The 14,604-nt window shown below is 71.7% G+C and carries 12 protein-coding genes; 4 read left to right on the forward strand and 8 right to left on the reverse strand.

Annotated elements, in window-relative coordinates; all coding sequences use genetic code 11:
• Positions 1 to 78: 78 nt before the first annotated feature.
• Together KRH_RS07355 and KRH_RS07360 are read right to left on the reverse strand one after the other, a co-directional pair.
• The gene (locus tag KRH_RS07355) at positions 79 to 1,473 is read right to left on the reverse strand and encodes a class II 3-deoxy-7-phosphoheptulonate synthase (RefSeq protein WP_012398566.1); all 1,395 of its coding nucleotides are present in this window, start codon (positions 1,471 to 1,473) and stop codon (positions 79 to 81) included.
• Between the two features lie 9 nt (positions 1,474 to 1,482).
• Entirely contained in the window at positions 1,483 to 2,328 is an 846-nt protein-coding gene (locus tag KRH_RS07360; protein ID WP_231844716.1) for a lysophospholipid acyltransferase family protein, read from the reverse strand.
• Positions 2,329 to 2,466: 138 nt separating this feature from the next.
• On the opposite strand from KRH_RS07360, the gene KRH_RS07365 reads away from it, so the two are divergent.
• The 3 genes from KRH_RS07365 to KRH_RS07375 all read left to right on the forward strand — a co-directional run bounded on the left by KRH_RS07365 (position 2,467) and on the right by KRH_RS07375 (position 5,662).
• The gene (locus tag KRH_RS07365) at positions 2,467 to 3,258 is read left to right on the forward strand and encodes an alpha/beta hydrolase (protein ID WP_012398568.1); all 792 of its coding nucleotides are present in this window, start codon (positions 2,467 to 2,469) and stop codon (positions 3,256 to 3,258) included.
• On the forward strand, positions 3,255 to 3,668 hold the full coding sequence (locus tag KRH_RS07370) for a hypothetical protein (RefSeq protein WP_012398569.1): 414 nt from the start codon (positions 3,255 to 3,257) through the stop codon (positions 3,666 to 3,668). Before KRH_RS07365 ends, KRH_RS07370 begins: the two co-directional genes overlap by 4 nt.
• A 185-nt stretch (positions 3,669 to 3,853) precedes the next feature.
• Positions 3,854 to 5,662 (forward strand): AMP-dependent synthetase/ligase, encoded by a 1,809-nt coding sequence (locus tag KRH_RS07375; RefSeq protein WP_012398570.1) that lies wholly within the window; start codon positions 3,854 to 3,856, stop codon positions 5,660 to 5,662.
• 58 nt (positions 5,663 to 5,720) lie between these two features.
• Here the strand turns inward: KRH_RS07375 and KRH_RS07380 are convergent, their stop codons facing one another.
• Together KRH_RS07380 and KRH_RS07385 are read right to left on the reverse strand one after the other, a co-directional pair.
• On the reverse strand, positions 5,721 to 7,145 hold the full coding sequence (locus KRH_RS07380; RefSeq protein ID WP_012398571.1) for a mycothione reductase: 1,425 nt from the start codon (positions 7,143 to 7,145) through the stop codon (positions 5,721 to 5,723).
• A 114-nt stretch (positions 7,146 to 7,259) separates the two neighbouring features.
• Complete coding sequence (locus KRH_RS07385) at positions 7,260 to 10,709, reverse strand: pyruvate carboxylase (RefSeq protein ID WP_012398572.1); 3,450 nt, start codon at positions 10,707 to 10,709, stop codon at positions 7,260 to 7,262.
• A gap of 207 nt (positions 10,710 to 10,916) precedes the next feature.
• Between KRH_RS07385 and KRH_RS07390 the strand changes: the two genes are divergently transcribed.
• The gene (locus tag KRH_RS07390; RefSeq protein WP_012398573.1) at positions 10,917 to 11,753 is read left to right on the forward strand and encodes a ParA family protein; all 837 of its coding nucleotides are present in this window, start codon (positions 10,917 to 10,919) and stop codon (positions 11,751 to 11,753) included.
• Positions 11,754 to 11,964: 211 nt separating this feature from the next.
• On the opposite strand, the gene KRH_RS07395 is transcribed toward KRH_RS07390, so the two are convergent.
• The 4 genes from KRH_RS07395 to KRH_RS07410 form a co-directional block, all read right to left on the reverse strand.
• Positions 11,965 to 12,510: a MerR family transcriptional regulator gene (locus tag KRH_RS07395; RefSeq protein ID WP_226905934.1), complete on the reverse strand. Its 546-nt coding sequence runs from the start codon at positions 12,508 to 12,510 to the stop codon at positions 11,965 to 11,967.
• Between the two features lie 216 nt (positions 12,511 to 12,726).
• The gene (locus tag KRH_RS07400) at positions 12,727 to 13,239 is read right to left on the reverse strand and encodes a bifunctional nuclease family protein (protein WP_012398575.1); all 513 of its coding nucleotides are present in this window, start codon (positions 13,237 to 13,239) and stop codon (positions 12,727 to 12,729) included.
• Complete coding sequence (locus KRH_RS07405; protein ID WP_012398576.1) at positions 13,236 to 14,144, reverse strand: transcriptional regulator FtsR; 909 nt, start codon at positions 14,142 to 14,144, stop codon at positions 13,236 to 13,238. The genes KRH_RS07400 and KRH_RS07405 overlap by 4 nt, the downstream gene beginning before the upstream one ends.
• 8 nt (positions 14,145 to 14,152) lie before the next feature.
• Positions 14,153 to 14,596 (reverse strand): FHA domain-containing protein, encoded by a 444-nt coding sequence (locus tag KRH_RS07410; protein WP_012398577.1) that lies wholly within the window; start codon positions 14,594 to 14,596, stop codon positions 14,153 to 14,155.
• Positions 14,597 to 14,604 lie beyond the last annotated feature (8 nt).

Genomic DNA, 14,604 nt, shown 5'->3' on the forward strand with positions numbered 1-14,604 from the left:
CACCCGCACACGGGACGGGGCCCGCCGGGGGCACCTCGCGGTGCCGCCGACGGGCCCCGCGTCCGGGCCGCGTCCGGGTCAGTTCTGGGCGGAGAGGTACTCCGCGACCAGGAACGCGATCTCCAGCGACTGCATGTGGTTCAGCCGCGGATCGCACAGGGTCTCGTAGCGCTCCGCGAACGAGGACTCCGCCACCGGGTCCGAGCCGCCCAGGCACTCGGCGACGTCGTCCCCGGTCATCTCCACGTGGATGCCGCCCGGGAAGGTCCCCAGCTCGCGGTGCACCTCGAAGAAGCCGCGCACCTCGTCCACGACGTCCTCGAACTTGCGGGTCTTGTACCCGGAGGGCAGGGACACCGTGTTGCCGTGCATGGGGTCGGTGACCCACACGGGCTTGGCGCCGGAGGCCTCCACGGCCTGGATCACCGGGGGCAGCTTCTCCCGGATGTTCTGGGCACCCATCCGGGTGATGAACGTGAGGCGGCCGGGCTCGCGCTGCGGGTCCAGCGCGTCGATGAGGCGCAGGGCATCCTCACCCGTGGTGCCCGGACCGAGCTTCACGCCGATCGGGTTGCGCAACCGCGAGAGCAGGTCCACGTGGGCACCGTCGAGATCGCGCGTGCGCTCGCCGATCCACAGGAAGTGGGCGGACGTGCCGTAGGGCAGGTTGGTGCGGGAGTCGATGCGCGTCAGGGCGCGCTCGTAGTCGAGCAGCAGCGCCTCGTGGCCCGCGAAGAACTCGGTGGTCTTCAGGGCGTCGAAGTCCGAGCCGCACGCGGCCATGAACTTCACCGCGTGGTCGATCTCCCGGGCCATCGACTCGTACCGGGCGTACGCGGGGTTGGCGGCGAAGCCCATGTTCCAGGCGTGCACGCGGCGCAGGTCCGCGAAACCGCCCTGCGTGAACGCGCGGATCAGGTTCAGCGTGGACGCGGAGGTGTGGTAGCCGCGCACCATGCGCTTGGGGTCGTGGACGCGGGACTGCTCGGTGAAGTCGAAGCCGTTAACCATCTCACCGCGGAAGGAGGGCAGGGTCACGCCGTCGCGGGTCTCCTCGTTGGAGGAGCGGGGCTTGGAGAACTGGCCGGCCATCCGGCCCATCTTCACCACCGGCAGGGACGCGCCGTAGGTGAGCACCACGGCCATCTGCAGCAGCGTGCGCACGCGCCCGGAGATCTTGTCCGCGGTGGCGCCCGCGAAGGTCTCGGCGCAGTCGCCGCCCTGCAGGAAGAACGCCTCGCCGTTGGCCACCTGCGCGAGGCGGGAGCGCAGCCGGTCCACCTCGCCCGCGAACACGAGCGGGGGCACCGCGTTGAGCTCCTGGATGGAGCCCGCGAAGTCCGGGTGCTGCGCCCACTGGGGGTGCTGCCCGATGGTCTTGTCCCGCCACTCGTCCAGCCCGGGGTAGTCCGCGGCGCTGGGCGAGGGGGTCATGACGGATCGGAACTGATCGGACAGGGTTTCGGCACTCATTGCTCCAGTCTAGGCCGTGGGCGCCGGGCCGCCCTCATCGGTTTCCTCGTGCGACCGCCCGTGCAGCCGCGCGCCGAGGCTGCCGGCCTGCTGGGACACGGCGTCGGTCACGGAGCGTCCCCTCTCCCGCGTGGCCTGGGCGACCTCCCGGGCCTGCGCCTTGAACGAGGAGGTCTTCTCCTCCGCGAGCCGGCGCTTGTGGTCCGCCGCATAGACGTCCGCGGTCTGCTGGCCGGAGAGCTCCGCGATGGCGGCCATGATCTCGTCCGTGACGCGGCGCAGGGTCGCGTGGTCCCCGTGCTGGGACATGAGGTGGGAGAAGTCCATGGGGGCCCCGAAGATGGTGGTGATGCGCGCGCGCCGGGGGTCCGGGAACCGGGAGCCCAGGGGCTGCATCGTGTCCGTGCCGATCATGGCCACGGGGACCACGGGTGCACCGGTCTCCAGGGCGAGCCGTGCCACGCCGATCTTGCCCCGGTAGAGCCGTCCGTCCGGCGAGCGGGTGCCCTCCGGGTAGATGCCCACGAGCTTGCCCTCGGCCAGCGCCTGCCCGCCCGCGCTGAGGGACTTCGCGCTCGCGCTGCCGCCGCGGCGGTCCATGGGGATCTGGTTGATGGCCTTGAAGAACGCCGCGACGATCCGCCCGCGGATGCCGGGGGTGTTGAAGTACTCGGACTTGGCCAGGAAGTAGACCTGCCGCGGGACGGCCACCGGCATGAAGATCGAGTCCGGCACGGACAGGTGGTTGCTCGCGAGGATCGCGGGTCCGTGGGCGGGGACGTGTTCCAGGCCGATCACGGTGGGTCGGCAGACCATGTTGACCGCGGGGGCCACCACGTAGTTCCGGAGGAACATGTACACCATGAGCGCGAGCCCTTTCGTCGACGTGCCGGGTGCGGGCCCCGGCGGCCCGTCCGCGCGGTGCGTGCCCGGCCCCGCACGGCCCCGGGCGATTCTCTCATGCGCCGGACCCGGGGCTGGCACAATGGCGCCATGTCAACGCAACAGCCAGACCACGGTCCCCTGCACCTGCCCGGAACGTCCTCGGTGGGTGTCCTGGTGCTCCACGGCTTCACGTCCACCACGGCGTCGGTGCGGGACTGGGCCCGCGCGATCCACACGGCCACGGACGACGCCGGGGCGCACCCGGGCGTGAGCGTCCCCTTGCTGCCGGGCCACGGCACGCAGTGGCAGGACCTCGCCGAGCAGAGCTGGCAAGCGTGGCGGGACGCCGTGGACCGCGAGTACTGGCGGTTGAAGGAGCACCACGAGCACATGGTCGTGTGCGGGCTCTCGATGGGCGGCGCCCTGGCCCTGCACACCGCGGAACGGCGCGAGGTGGCCGGGGTGCTGCTCGTGAACCCCGCGCTCGCGCTGGTGAACCGCGCCGCCCGGTTCAGCCGGGTGCTGGCCCGTGCCGTGCCGTCCCTGCCCGGGATCGGCAGCGACATCCGGCGGGAGTCGGTGCTCGAGTCCGCCTACGACCGCACCCCGCTGGCGGCCGTGGCGCAGCTCAACGTGCTCATGCACCGCACGGCCAGGATGCTGCCCGCGGTGACCGCCCCCGTGATCGTCTTCCGCTCCGAGGAGGACCACGTGGTCTCCGGGACCTCCGCGGACCTGGTGGCGCGGCGCGCCACGGGCCCGGTGCGCGTGGTCCCCCTGCCGGACAGCTACCACGTGGCCACCCTGGACCACGACGCCCCGCTCATCGAGGCCCGGTCCCGGGACGCGGTGCAGCGGATCTCCCGCGGTGAGCCGTTCCTGCCGGAGGTCCGGGAGTGAGCGACCGCGAGCCCTCGCAGGACCCGTTCGAGAGGATCATCCGCGCCAACACGTGGGACGACGTCCCGCGCGACGACGAGGACATGGAGCCGTGGGCCGAGGACTTCGAGTGGGACGCGGCCCAGCAGCCGCCCCAGGAGATTCCCCGTGAGCTCGCCGAGGAGGACGGCGACGCCGCCTACGACCCCGATCCCGGCCCCGTGACGAGCGGGATCTCCCCCGGCATGCTGCGCGCCCTGAGCGCGGTGCTCGCCGTGCTCGTGGTGATGCTTGGGCTGGCCGCGCTGCCGGGCAGGCTGCCCGCCCCGGTGTGGGCCGCGGGGATCGCGGCCCTCGTGGGGGCCCTGTTCCTGGTCTTCCGGGCCCTGCCCCGGGACTCCCCCCGGGACGACGACGGCGCCGTGCTGTGATCCGGGGTCTCACACCCCGCCCACCCGGCTCGGACGCGAGGCACGACGCGCCCGGGTCCCCGCCGCCGCGCCGGTCCGGGGCCGTGGCGCACGGCGCCGGTTTGTATGGACACGTCCACGGTCGGCATGGTGTGAAGGTGAACACACCGTAAACTGAGACGGAATCTCGCCAGGAAGGTACTCCCATGAGACGCGTCAGCGCCCCGGCCATCGTCGATCCCCTGCCGTACCCGGGGATCGCGCACATCCTCGAGGAGCGTGCCCGCACGCGTCCGGACCTCGTGCTCTACACGATCCTCGCCAAGGGGCGGGAGCGGGACGTCACCGCCCGCGAGTTCCGCGCCGAGGTGGTGGCCCTGGCCCGCGGGATGGCCGCGCAGGGCATCCGCCCCGGGGACCGCGTGGGGCTGCTGAGCCGCACCCGCTACGAGTGGACGCTCGTGGACTTCGCGCTGTGGTGGCTCGGTGCCGTCCCCGTGCCGGTCTACGACACCTCCTCCCCGGACCAGATCGCGTGGATCCTCTCGGACTCCCGCGCCACCGCGGTGTTCGTGGAGTCGGACGAGCTCGCGCAGCGGGTGCGCGAGGCGGACGGGATCACGGCGTTCCCGGCCGCGCAGCGCATCCGGGTCTTCGACACGGACACCCCGGAGCTCTCGCTCGAGGCCGTGGTGCAGGCCGGTGCCGGGCGCGAGGACCTTGAGACCCCCTACGACGGCGTGAGCCTGGACGACGCCGCCACGCTCATCTACACCTCCGGGACCACCGGGCCGCCCAAGGGCTGCGAGCTGACCCACCGCAACTTTGTGGCGTGCTCCCAGAACGCCATCCCCGTGGCCGGTGAGCTCATGCACGAGGGCGCGCGCACCCTGCTGTTCCTGCCGCTGGCCCACGTGTTCGCGCGGTTCGTGGAGGTCACTTCCCTGGACGCCGGCATCGCCCTGGCCCACACCCCGGACGTCTCCCAGCTCATGGACGACCTCGCCCGCTTCAAGCCCACCTTCATCCTGGCGGTGCCGCGGGTCTTCGAGAAGATCCTGGCGGGAGCCCGTTTCAAGGCCCAGGCGGGATCGCCGGTGAAGAAGCTGATCTTCGAGCGCGCGGTGGCCACGGCGGCCGCGTGGTCCAAGGCCTCCCAGCAGGGCCGGGTCTCGCCGTGGCTCGCGGCGCGCCACCGGCTCTACGACAAGCTGGTCTACTCCACCCTGCGGGAGGCCATGGGCGGCGAGGTCCGCTACGCCGTCTCGGGCGGCGCGGCGCTGGGCGAGTACTTGGCCCACTTCTTCAACGGCATCGGCGTGTTCGTGGTGGAAGGCTACGGGCTCACCGAGACCACCGCTCCCATCTCCGCGAACGTGCCGAGCATCAACCGGCTGGGCACCGTGGGCCACCCCATGCCCGGCAACGAGGTGGCCATCGCGGAGGACGGCGAGATCCTGGTGCGCGGTGTGAACGTCTTCGAGCGCTACAACGGGCTGCCGGAGAAGACCGCCGAGGCCTTCCGGGACGGCTGGTTCGCCACCGGGGACCTCGGGCACCTCGATGACGAGGGGCTGCTCACCGTCACGGGGCGCAAGAAGGAGATCATCGTCACCGCGAGCGGGAAGAACGTGATCCCCACGCAGCTGGAGGACCCCATCCGGGCCTCCGCCACGGTGGGCCAGATCATGGTGGTCGGGGACAACCGGCCGTTCGTGGCCGCGCTGATCACCCTGGATCCCGAGACCCTGCCGAACGTCCTGCCCACCCTGGGCCTCGACCCCGGGCTGAGCCTCGCGCAGGCCGCGCGGGAACCGGCCGTGGTGCACCACGTCCAGCGCATCGTGGACCACGCCAACACCAAGGTCTCGCGGGCCGAGGGCATCAAGGCGTTCCGTATCCTGGACCGGGACCTCACGGTCGCGGACGGCTATCTCACGCCGTCCCTGAAGCTCAAGCGCGCCAAGGTCACCGAGGACTTCTCGGACGTCATCGAGCAGATCTACACGAAGTAGCCGCAGCGCACGACGCCGCCGGCACTCCTGCGCGCGAGGGTGCCGGCGGCGTCGTCGTTCAGTCCGCGCGCTGGCCGGGGACGTCCAGGCCGAGCAGTGCGTTCTCCACGACCTCCGCGAGCGCAGGATGGATCCAGTACTGGCCGCGCGCCATCTCGTGGGCCCGCAACCCGAAGGACATGCCCTGGACGAGCGGCTGGATCAGGTTGGACGAGTCCCGCCCGATCAGGTGCGCGCCCAGCAGCTCACCGGTGCGGGCGTTCGCGATGAGTTTGCAGATCCCGGCGTGGTCCTCCATGGCCCAGCCGTAGGCCACGTCCCCGAAGTCCTGTTCCTTGACCGTGATCCGCTCGTCGTTGCGGGCGGCCCAGTCACGGGCCTGGTCCTCGGTCATGCCCACGGATGCGATCTGGGGTTCGGTGAACACGGCGGAGGGCACGTAGCGGTGGTCGGTCGCGCGCAGCTCCTGCGGGTGCACCACGTTGTGGGAGACCGTGCGGGCCTCGGCATTGGCCACGTGCTTGAGCTGGAACGGGGAGCACACGTCCCCGAGCGCCCACAGACCACTCACGGGTTCCCCGCCGGAAAGCACACGCTGGTACTCGTCCACGGCGAGCAGGCCGGTGTCGGTGACATCCAGGTGGGCGGCCTCCGGGCGCAGGGTGTCCGCGTTGGGGACCCTGCCCGTGGCCAGCAGGACGACGTCGGCAGTGCCGTCCCAGTGCTGACTGGAACCGTCGGAGGCCTGCGCTGACACCGTCAGGCGGCCGTCCTCGGCGCGCTCGATCCCGGACAGCGTCCACCCGAGTTGCAGGTCCCACTGTTCGGCGGCCTCGCGCGTGAAGCGTTCGGCGATCGTGTCGTCGTGTTCGCGCAGCAAACGCTGCGAACGGTTGAGCTGGGTCACGGATGCGCCCAGTCCGCGGAAGACGTGGCAGAACTCGGCGGCCACGTACCCGCCGCCCACCACGATGACGTCCCGGGGGAACTCGTCCAGGCGCATCACGGTGTCCGAGGTGTGTACCCCGGGCAGGTCGGCACCCGGCACGTCCGGGATGCGGACCCGCGAACCGTTGGCCAGCACGATCTGATCGGCGGTGATCCGCTGCCCGGACTCGGTCTCGAGGACCTTGGGTTCCACGAAGTGCACGTACTCCTGGATCACCGTGACGTTGTCGAGCGACTCGCGGTACTGCAGCCCGTTCTTCGAGATGGCGTCGATCCGGGCGAAGATCCGATCCCGCATGCCGGGCCAGTCCACACCCTCGATCACGGCGTCCAGGCCCAGCCGAATGGCGTCCCGCGCCTGGTCCCCCACGGTGGCCGGGTAGGCGTACATCTTGGTGGGGATGCACCCCACGTTCAGACATGTCCCCCCGAACCGGCCGGGTTCCACGATGGCGACGTCCAGGTCCCGGTACTCGTCCGTGAGGATCGAGTTACCCGAGCCGGAGCCGACAATGATCAGGTCAAAAGATCGCATGCGCCCCATCCTAGGACCCGACGACGACGCCGCCCGGCGCGGTGCGCGGGCGGCGTCGTGCGCACCGGCCCAGCGGACACGGTGGGTGCCGCGGGGCCGGTGGGTGCGGAGGGACTACTGCGGGTCGATCACCAGCACGAGGTCCCCGCCGCTGACATGGGCGGTGTCCGCGAGCGCGACCCGGGAGACGGTCCCGGCCACGGGGGCGGTGATGGAGGCCTCCATCTTCATGGCCTCGATCGTGGCCACGGAGTCCCCGGCGGAGACGGTGTCCCCCTCGGAGACGGTGACCGTGACCGCACCCGCGAACGGCGCCGCCACGTGGCCCGGCTTGGAGGTGTCGGCCTTCTCGGTCTCCACGGCCTGCGACTTCACGGACTCGTCGCGGATCTCCAGCAGGCGCAGCTGCCCGTTGAGGGTCACCATCACCGTGCGCATGCCCTTCTCGTCCGGCTCGGAAATGGCCTGCAGGGTCACCAGCAGACGCACGCCCTTGCCGAGCGAGATCACGTGCTCGTGGTCCTGGTCCAGACCGTAGAGGAAGTCGCGCGTGTGCAGCACGGAGACGTCCCCGTACTTGGTCCGGGAGGTCTCGAACTCCTTCGTGGGACCCGGGAAGAGCAGCCGGTTGAGCGTGGCACGGCGCACCGCACCGGGCTGCTCGAGCCCCTCGCGGTCCTCCGCCGAGAGCTCCTCGTCCGCGAGGTTCACGGTGCGCCCCTCGAGCGCCTTGGAGCGGAACGGCTCGGGCCAGCCCGCGGGCGGGGTCCCCAGCTCACCGGCCAGGAAGTTGATCACGGAGTCGGGGATGTCGAACTTGCGGGGATCCGCCTCGAACTCCGCGGGATCCACGTCCATGCCCACGAGTTGCAGGGCGAGGTCCCCCACCACCTTGGAGGAGGGCGTGACCTTCACCAGGTGGCCCAGCATCCGGTCCGCAGCGTGGTACATGTCCTCGATGGCCTCGAACTTCTCGCCCAGGCCCAGCGCGATGGCCTGCTGCCGGAGGTTGGAGAGCTGACCGCCCGGGATCTCGTGGCGGTACACGCGGCCCGTGGGGCTCGTGAGACCGGACTCGAAGGGCTTGTAGATCGAGCGCACGACCTCCCAGTAGGGCTCCATGTCGCTCACCACGTCCAGGTCCAGGCGCGTGTCCCGCTCGGTGTTCTCGAGCGCGGCCACGAGCGCGGAGCCCGAGACCTGCGAGGTGGTCCCGGCCATGGAGGCCGACGCCGCGTCCACGGCGTCCACCCCGGCCTCGGCGGCCGCCAGCAGGGTGGCCAGCTGGCCGCCCGCAGTGTCGTGGGTGTGCAGGTGCAGCGGCAGGTCGAAGCGCTCCCGCAGCGCGCTCACCAGGCGGCGCGCCGCCTCGGGGCGCAGCAGACCCGCCATGTCCTTGATGGCCAGGATGTGGGCCCCGGCGTCCACGCACTGCTGCGCGAGGTCGAGGTAGTAGTCCAGCGTGTAGACGGACTCCTCCGGGTCCAGCAGGTTGCCCGTGTAGCACAGGGCCACCTCGGCCACGGCAGTGCCCGTGGCCCGCACGGCCTCGATCGCGGGGCGCATCTGCTCGACGTCGTTCAGGGCGTCGAAGATGCGGAAGATGTCCACGCCGGTCTCGGCGGCCTCGGCCACGAACGCGTTGGTCACCTCCACGGGGTAGGGGGTGTAGCCCACGGTGTTGCGCCCGCGCAGCAGCATCTGGATGGGGATGTTGGGCATCGCCTCGCGCAGCAGGCGCAGCCGCTCCCAGGGATCCTCCCCCAGGAAGCGCAGTGCGACGTCGTACGTGGCACCGCCCCAGGCCTCGATCGAGAGCAGCCCCGGCAGCAGGTGGGCGTAGGCCGGTGCCGCCGCGAGCAGGTCACGGGTGCGCACACGGGTGGCCAGCAGGGACTGGTGGGCGTCCCGGAACGTGGTGGAGGTGACCGCCAGCGGCTCGTGCTCGCGCAGGGTGCGCGCGAACCCCTCGGGGCCCTTCTCCTGCAGCACCTGCCGCCAGCCCGAGGGGACCTCGTGCTGGGACGGGCCGTCGAACGGGCTGCGGTAGGGCTCGTCGCGCTTGTCCCCGGGGTAGTGGGGCAGCTTGTCGCGCGGGTCGATCCCGTCCACCCGCTCGCCGTTGGGCTTGTTGACCGTGACCTCGGCCAGGTAGTTCAGCGCACGCGTGCCGCGGTCCGCGGAGCCCTTACCCTTGAGCAGGTCCGGGTGGTTCTCGATGAAGTCCGTGGCCACGTCCCCGGCCAGGAAGTCCGGGTTGTGCAGCACGGCCTGCAGGAACTGGATGTTGGTGGCGATGCCGCGGATGCGGAACTCCGCGAGCGCACGACGCGCGCGCAGCACCGCGGTCTCGTAGTCGCGCCCGCGGCACGTGAGCTTCACGAGCATCGAGTCGAAGTGCGGGGAGATCTCCGCGCCCGCGTACAGGGTGCCGCCGTCCAAGCGCACCCCGGCGCCGCCGGCGGAGCGGTACGCGGAGACCTTGCCCACGTCCGGGCGGAAGTCGTTGGCGGGGTCCTCCGTGGTGATGCGGCACTGCAGCGCGGCGCCGCGCACCCGCAGGGTGTCCTGCTCGATCCCGAGGTCCGCGAGGGTCTCCCCCGCGGCGATGCGCAGCTGGGACTGCACGAGGTCCACGTCCGTGATCTCCTCGGTCACGGTGTGCTCCACCTGGATGCGCGGGTTCATCTCGATGAACACGTGCTGACCCGCGCGCTCGCCGGCGGTGTCCACGAGGAACTCCACGGTGCCCGCGTTGACGTAGCCCAGCTCCTTGGCGAACTTCACGGCGTCGCGGTGCAGCGCGTCCCGGATCTCGGGGTCCAGCTGCGGGGCCGGGGCGATCTCGATGACCTTCTGGTGGCGGCGCTGCAGGGAGCAGTCGCGCTCGAACAGGTGGACGATGTTGCCCTCGTTGTCCGCGAGGATCTGCACCTCGATGTGGCGGGGGCGCAGCACCGCCTGCTCGATGAATACGGTGGGGTCCCCGAAGGCGGTGTCCGCCTCGCGCATCGCGGCGTCCAGGGCGTCGGGCAGCTGCTCGGGGGTCTCCACCCGGCGCATCCCGCGGCCGCCGCCGCCGGCCACGGCCTTGACGAACACGGGGTAGCCGATCTTCTCGGCCGCGGCGATCAGCGTGTCCCGGTCCGAGGAGGGGTCCGAGGACTCCAGGGTGGGGATCCCGGCGCGGCGGGCGGCCCGCAGCGCTTCCACCTTGTTGCCCGCGAGCTCGAGGATCTCCGCGCGGGGGCCCACGAAGGTGATGCCCTCGGCCTGGGCGGCGCGCGCGAGCTCCGGGTTCTCGGAGAGGAAGCCGTAGCCGGGGTAGATGGCGTCCGCTCCGGCCTCCTTGGCCACCCGGATGATCTCGGCCACGTCCAGGTACGCCCGGACGGGGTGGCCCTCCTCGCCGATGTGGTAGGCCTCGTCCGCCTTCTGGCGGTGGATGGAGTTGCGATCCTCCTGGGGGAAGACGGCGACGGTGCCGGCTCCCAGCTCGTACGCCGCCCGGAAGGCCCGGATCGCGATCTCGCCGCGGTTGGCCACCAGAATCTTGGAGAACATGACTTCCGTTTCCGCACGCCGGACCCGTGGGTTCCCGCGCACTGGGTGAGGAGTGGATACCTGCCGCCAGCTTACGTGAGCCGCCCCTCCCCCGGGCCGCTTCCGCGGATCGTGTCACGGCCCCGCTGCCGTGTCCCCCGAAGTACACCCATTAGCATGTAACCGGGCGGCGGCCAGTCCCCCGAACAGGTGACAGAAGGGTGATCCGTGCAGATCGTCAGCATCAGCAGCCTCAAGGGCGGGGTGGGCAAGTCCTCCGTGGTCCTGGGGCTCGCCTCCGCCGCGCTCGAGGCCCGGATCCCCACCCTCGTGGTGGACCTCGACCCCCACGGGGACGCCTCGACCGCCCTCGGTGTGCACGCCCGCCAGGGTCGGGACGTGGGCAGCGTGCTGCGTCGGCCCCGCAAGGGCGCGCTCGGCGCCGTCGCCGTGGCCTCGCCCTGGGCCGCGCACCCCATCACGCCGGACACCTCCACCGAGGGCCCCCGCGCGTGGGCCCCCGACGCCGCCCGCACCACGCGCGTGCCGGTGCTGGACGTGGCACCCGGCTCCGCGGCGTCGTCCCACCTGGACCACGCCTCGTTCAAGCCCCGGGACCTCAAGCGGCTCGAGACCGCGCTGCGCGGACTGGACCGCTACGAACTGGTGTTCATCGACTGCCCGCCCACGCTCAGCGCGCTGACGCGGATGGCGTGGGCGGCGTCCCACAAGGTGCTCTCCGTGGCGGAGCCGTCCCTGTTCTCGGTCGCGGGCACCAAGCGCACCATGAGTGCGCTCGCGCAGTTCGAGGGCTCCCGCGTGTGGGCGGTCCCCGAGGCGGGGGTGGTGGTCAACAAGGTGCGGGAGGACTCCCAGGAGCAGCAGCACCGCATGGGTGAACTGCGGGAGCTCTTCGGTCCGCTCGTGGTGGAGCCCGTGCTTCCGGACCTCGCGGTGATGCAGCAGGCGCAGGGTGCCGCGTGGCCCGTGCACCGCTGGCCCGGCGCCCCGGCGCAGGACCTCGCCGAGCGCTTCACGGCCATCCTGGAGGGGCTCACGCGCTGAGCGCGGTGACGGCATCTTGTCCGGCCCTGGGGCCAGGGTCGGACGGTACGCCCGAGTGCTCCACGGCGCCGTCGTCCGCCGCGGCTGCTTGACGTGACCGGTGGTCGACCGTGGACGCCGGTTTCGGCACCCGCCGCGGCCGGGGTCTTCCCCGCACGGCGATCCGCCGGGCACCAGGGGACGGACGACGCCGCCCGGCCGGCCCGGTCGGTCAGCCCGCGTTCTGCTTCTTGTTCCGCCGCGCGCGGCGCGCGGAGAGCTCGTCCTCCGGGAACGACCCGGCCTCGGCGGCGGTGTCGAGGGCGGTGTGCTCACCGGGCATCGAGGCGAGAGTGGTCTCGACCTCGCGCCACACCCGGCCCACGGCGATGCCGAACACGCCCTGACCGCCCTGGACGAGGTCGATGACCTCGTGGGGGGAGGTGCACTCGTAGACGCTCGCGCCGTCGGACATGAGGGTCAGGCGGGTGAGGTCCTCGATGTCACGCAGCCGCAGCGCGCCCACGGCGGAGCGGATCTGCTGCAGGGACACCCCGGTGTCGAGCAGCCGCTTGACCACCTTGAGCACCAGGATGTCGCGGAAGCTGTAGAGGCGCTGGGACCCGGAGCCCTTGGCCCCGCGGACGGTGGGTTCCACCAGGTGGGTGCGAGCCCAGTAGTCGAGCTGCCGGTAGCTGATGCCCGCGGCCTTGCACGCGGTGGGTCCGCGGAAACCCAAGGTCTCGTCGAGCGCCGTGAGGTCGTCGGTGAACAGCATCTCCTGGGTGCCCCCCGCGAGGGAGGATGCGCTCAACCGTGCCGCGTCCAGCGGCAGCTCCGGATTGCTCAAGCGTCCTCCTCGTGCATGGGGTGGGAGACTCGTGCCCACCGTGCTCTCCTGACGGTAAACCGCGGGGTGTGGTGGGTCAAAGACATCGGTCGCGGGGGCGGCCGTGTCGTTCAGCCTACTCCCCTGCCCCACGCGGAGCCCGGATCAGGACTGGAAGTCCTCGGGGTCCACGTGGTCCAGGAAGTCGCGGAACTCCCGGACCTGCGCCTCCGCCTCCCGCGGGGCCGCCGGGGACTGCTCCCGCAGCTCGCCGTCCGCGCTGAGCACGAGCCCGGCCTCGTCCAGCACCGCGGCCGCGCACCGGATGGGGCAGGACGTGCGGGCCGCGAGCGCGAGGGCGTCGGAGGCCCGGGCGTCTACCACGGTGGCGTCGTCGAGGGACACGGCCGCGTGGAACACGGTGTCCTCCACGGTGTGCACCACCACGCCCGTCACCCTGCGTCCGAGGGCGTCCACGACGGAGAGCAGCAGGTCGTGGGTGAGCGGGCGCGGCGGCTCGATGCCCTGCAGCGCGAACACGATGGACGTGGCCTCGTTGGTGCCCACCCAGATGGGCAGCCGGCGGGGGCCGTCGACCTCCCGCAGCACCACCACGGGCTGACCCGTGGGCACGTCCATGCGCACGCCCGCGATCTCCATCCGCACGTCCGCGCTCACCGGGTGCCCCCCGGGGACTCGGCGCCGCGGCCTTGCGGAGCCCGCGCGGCGGCGGGGTGGGTGTACGAGGTCTGGGAGCGCGAGGCCCCGGCAGACCGGGACTGCACGTGCGCCGACTCGTGGTGCGAGACCTGCTCCCGCGGGTGCCGCTCTTGCGGATCCTGCTCCTGCGGGGGCTGGAGGGAGCGGACGGTGTCATCCACCTGGGTGTGCACCACGGCGGACATCACCGACAGGCACAGGGACGCGATCTCCCGGGCGCGCTGCACCGCCGTGCGCCGGGTCTCGGGGTCCCGCCGGGTGCGCAGCGGGGACACACTGCCGTCCACGAGGGCGACCACGCGTTCCGAGGCACCCCGCAGCACCCGCAGGTGCCGGGGCTCGATGCCGTAGCCGCCCAGCTTCACGGCGGCCACCGCCACGGTCAGCGCGTGCTCGTCGAAGGCACCGGAGTGCTCCACCACGAGACCGTGGGTGAGCAGCTCGCGCAGCAGCGGGATGTCCGCACCCGAGCGCGCCGCGAGCTCCCGCAGCGAGTACCGCGCGGCGGACTGTGGCGTGGGCAGCTCGCGGGCAGCGTCGTCGTGCCCGTCACGGCCGGGGGCCGAGGGGGGCTGCTGCCGCTCGGCGCCCCGGGCGGGGTCCTCCCCGCGGTCCAGGCGCTCCCGGATGACCCGCAGCGGGAGGTAGCGCTCCTGCTGCAGGTTCAGCACCGTGGTCAGCCGCTCGATGTCCGCCTCGGAGTACTTCCGGTAGCCGGACGCCGTGCGGTGGGGGCGCACCAGACCCTGGTCCTCGAGGAAGCGCACCTTGGAGGCGGTCAGGTCCGGGAAGCTCTCCTGCAGACGGCGCAGCAGCGCCCCGATCCCCACGCGCTGGGGCTGCGACGGCTCGGTGTTAGGCATGGAGGAGGTCAGGAGCCGTTCTGCACGGAGTGGTAGAACGTGAAGCGGAACTTCCCGATCTGCACCTCGTCCCCGTTCTCCAGCAGCTTGGTGTTCACCCGGTCCCCGTTGACGTAGGTGCCGTTGAGGGAGGCGTGGTCCACGATCTCGAACGTGGTGCCGCGGCGGATGAACTCGGCGTGGCGCCGGGACACCGTGACGTCGTCCAGGAACACGGAGCACGCGGGGTGCCGTCCGGCCACGACCTCGTCCCGGTCCAGCAGGAACCGGGCACCGGTGAGACCGCCGTTGGTCTCGAGCAGCAGGGCGGATCCCGGGGGCAGGGACGCCACGGCGTTCTGCTCGCCCTCGGTGAGCTTGTGGTGCGCGGCGGTGGAGAGCACGTCCGCGACGATCTGGATGGACGTGGTCTCCGGACCCGACTGGGAGCCGGAGTTCTCGTGGTTAGACATGGGTTCCC

Origin of the sequence: Kocuria rhizophila DC2201, from assembly GCF_000010285.1 — a bacterium.
Classification (GTDB): domain Bacteria; phylum Actinomycetota; class Actinomycetes; order Actinomycetales; family Micrococcaceae; genus Kocuria; species Kocuria rhizophila_A.

Coding starts and splice junctions, on each gene's coding strand:
- KRH_RS07355 (WP_012398566.1), bottom strand. CDS start 1,473: ATGAGTGCCGAAACCCTGTCCGATCAGTTCCGATCCGTCATGACCCCC.
- KRH_RS07360 (WP_231844716.1), bottom strand. CDS start 2,328: ATGTTCCTCCGGAACTACGTGGTGGCCCCCGCGGTCAACATGGTCTGC.
- KRH_RS07365 (WP_012398568.1), top strand. CDS start 2,467: ATGTCAACGCAACAGCCAGACCACGGTCCCCTGCACCTGCCCGGAACG.
- KRH_RS07375 (WP_012398570.1), top strand. CDS start 3,854: ATGAGACGCGTCAGCGCCCCGGCCATCGTCGATCCCCTGCCGTACCCG.
- KRH_RS07380 (WP_012398571.1), bottom strand. CDS start 7,145: ATGCGATCTTTTGACCTGATCATTGTCGGCTCCGGCTCGGGTAACTCG.
- KRH_RS07385 (WP_012398572.1), bottom strand. CDS start 10,709: ATGTTCTCCAAGATTCTGGTGGCCAACCGCGGCGAGATCGCGATCCGG.
- KRH_RS07395 (WP_226905934.1), bottom strand. CDS start 12,510: ATGCTGTTCACCGACGACCTCACGGCGCTCGACGAGACCTTGGGTTTC.
- KRH_RS07405 (WP_012398576.1), bottom strand. CDS start 14,144: ATGCCTAACACCGAGCCGTCGCAGCCCCAGCGCGTGGGGATCGGGGCG.
- KRH_RS07410 (WP_012398577.1), bottom strand. CDS start 14,596: ATGTCTAACCACGAGAACTCCGGCTCCCAGTCGGGTCCGGAGACCACG.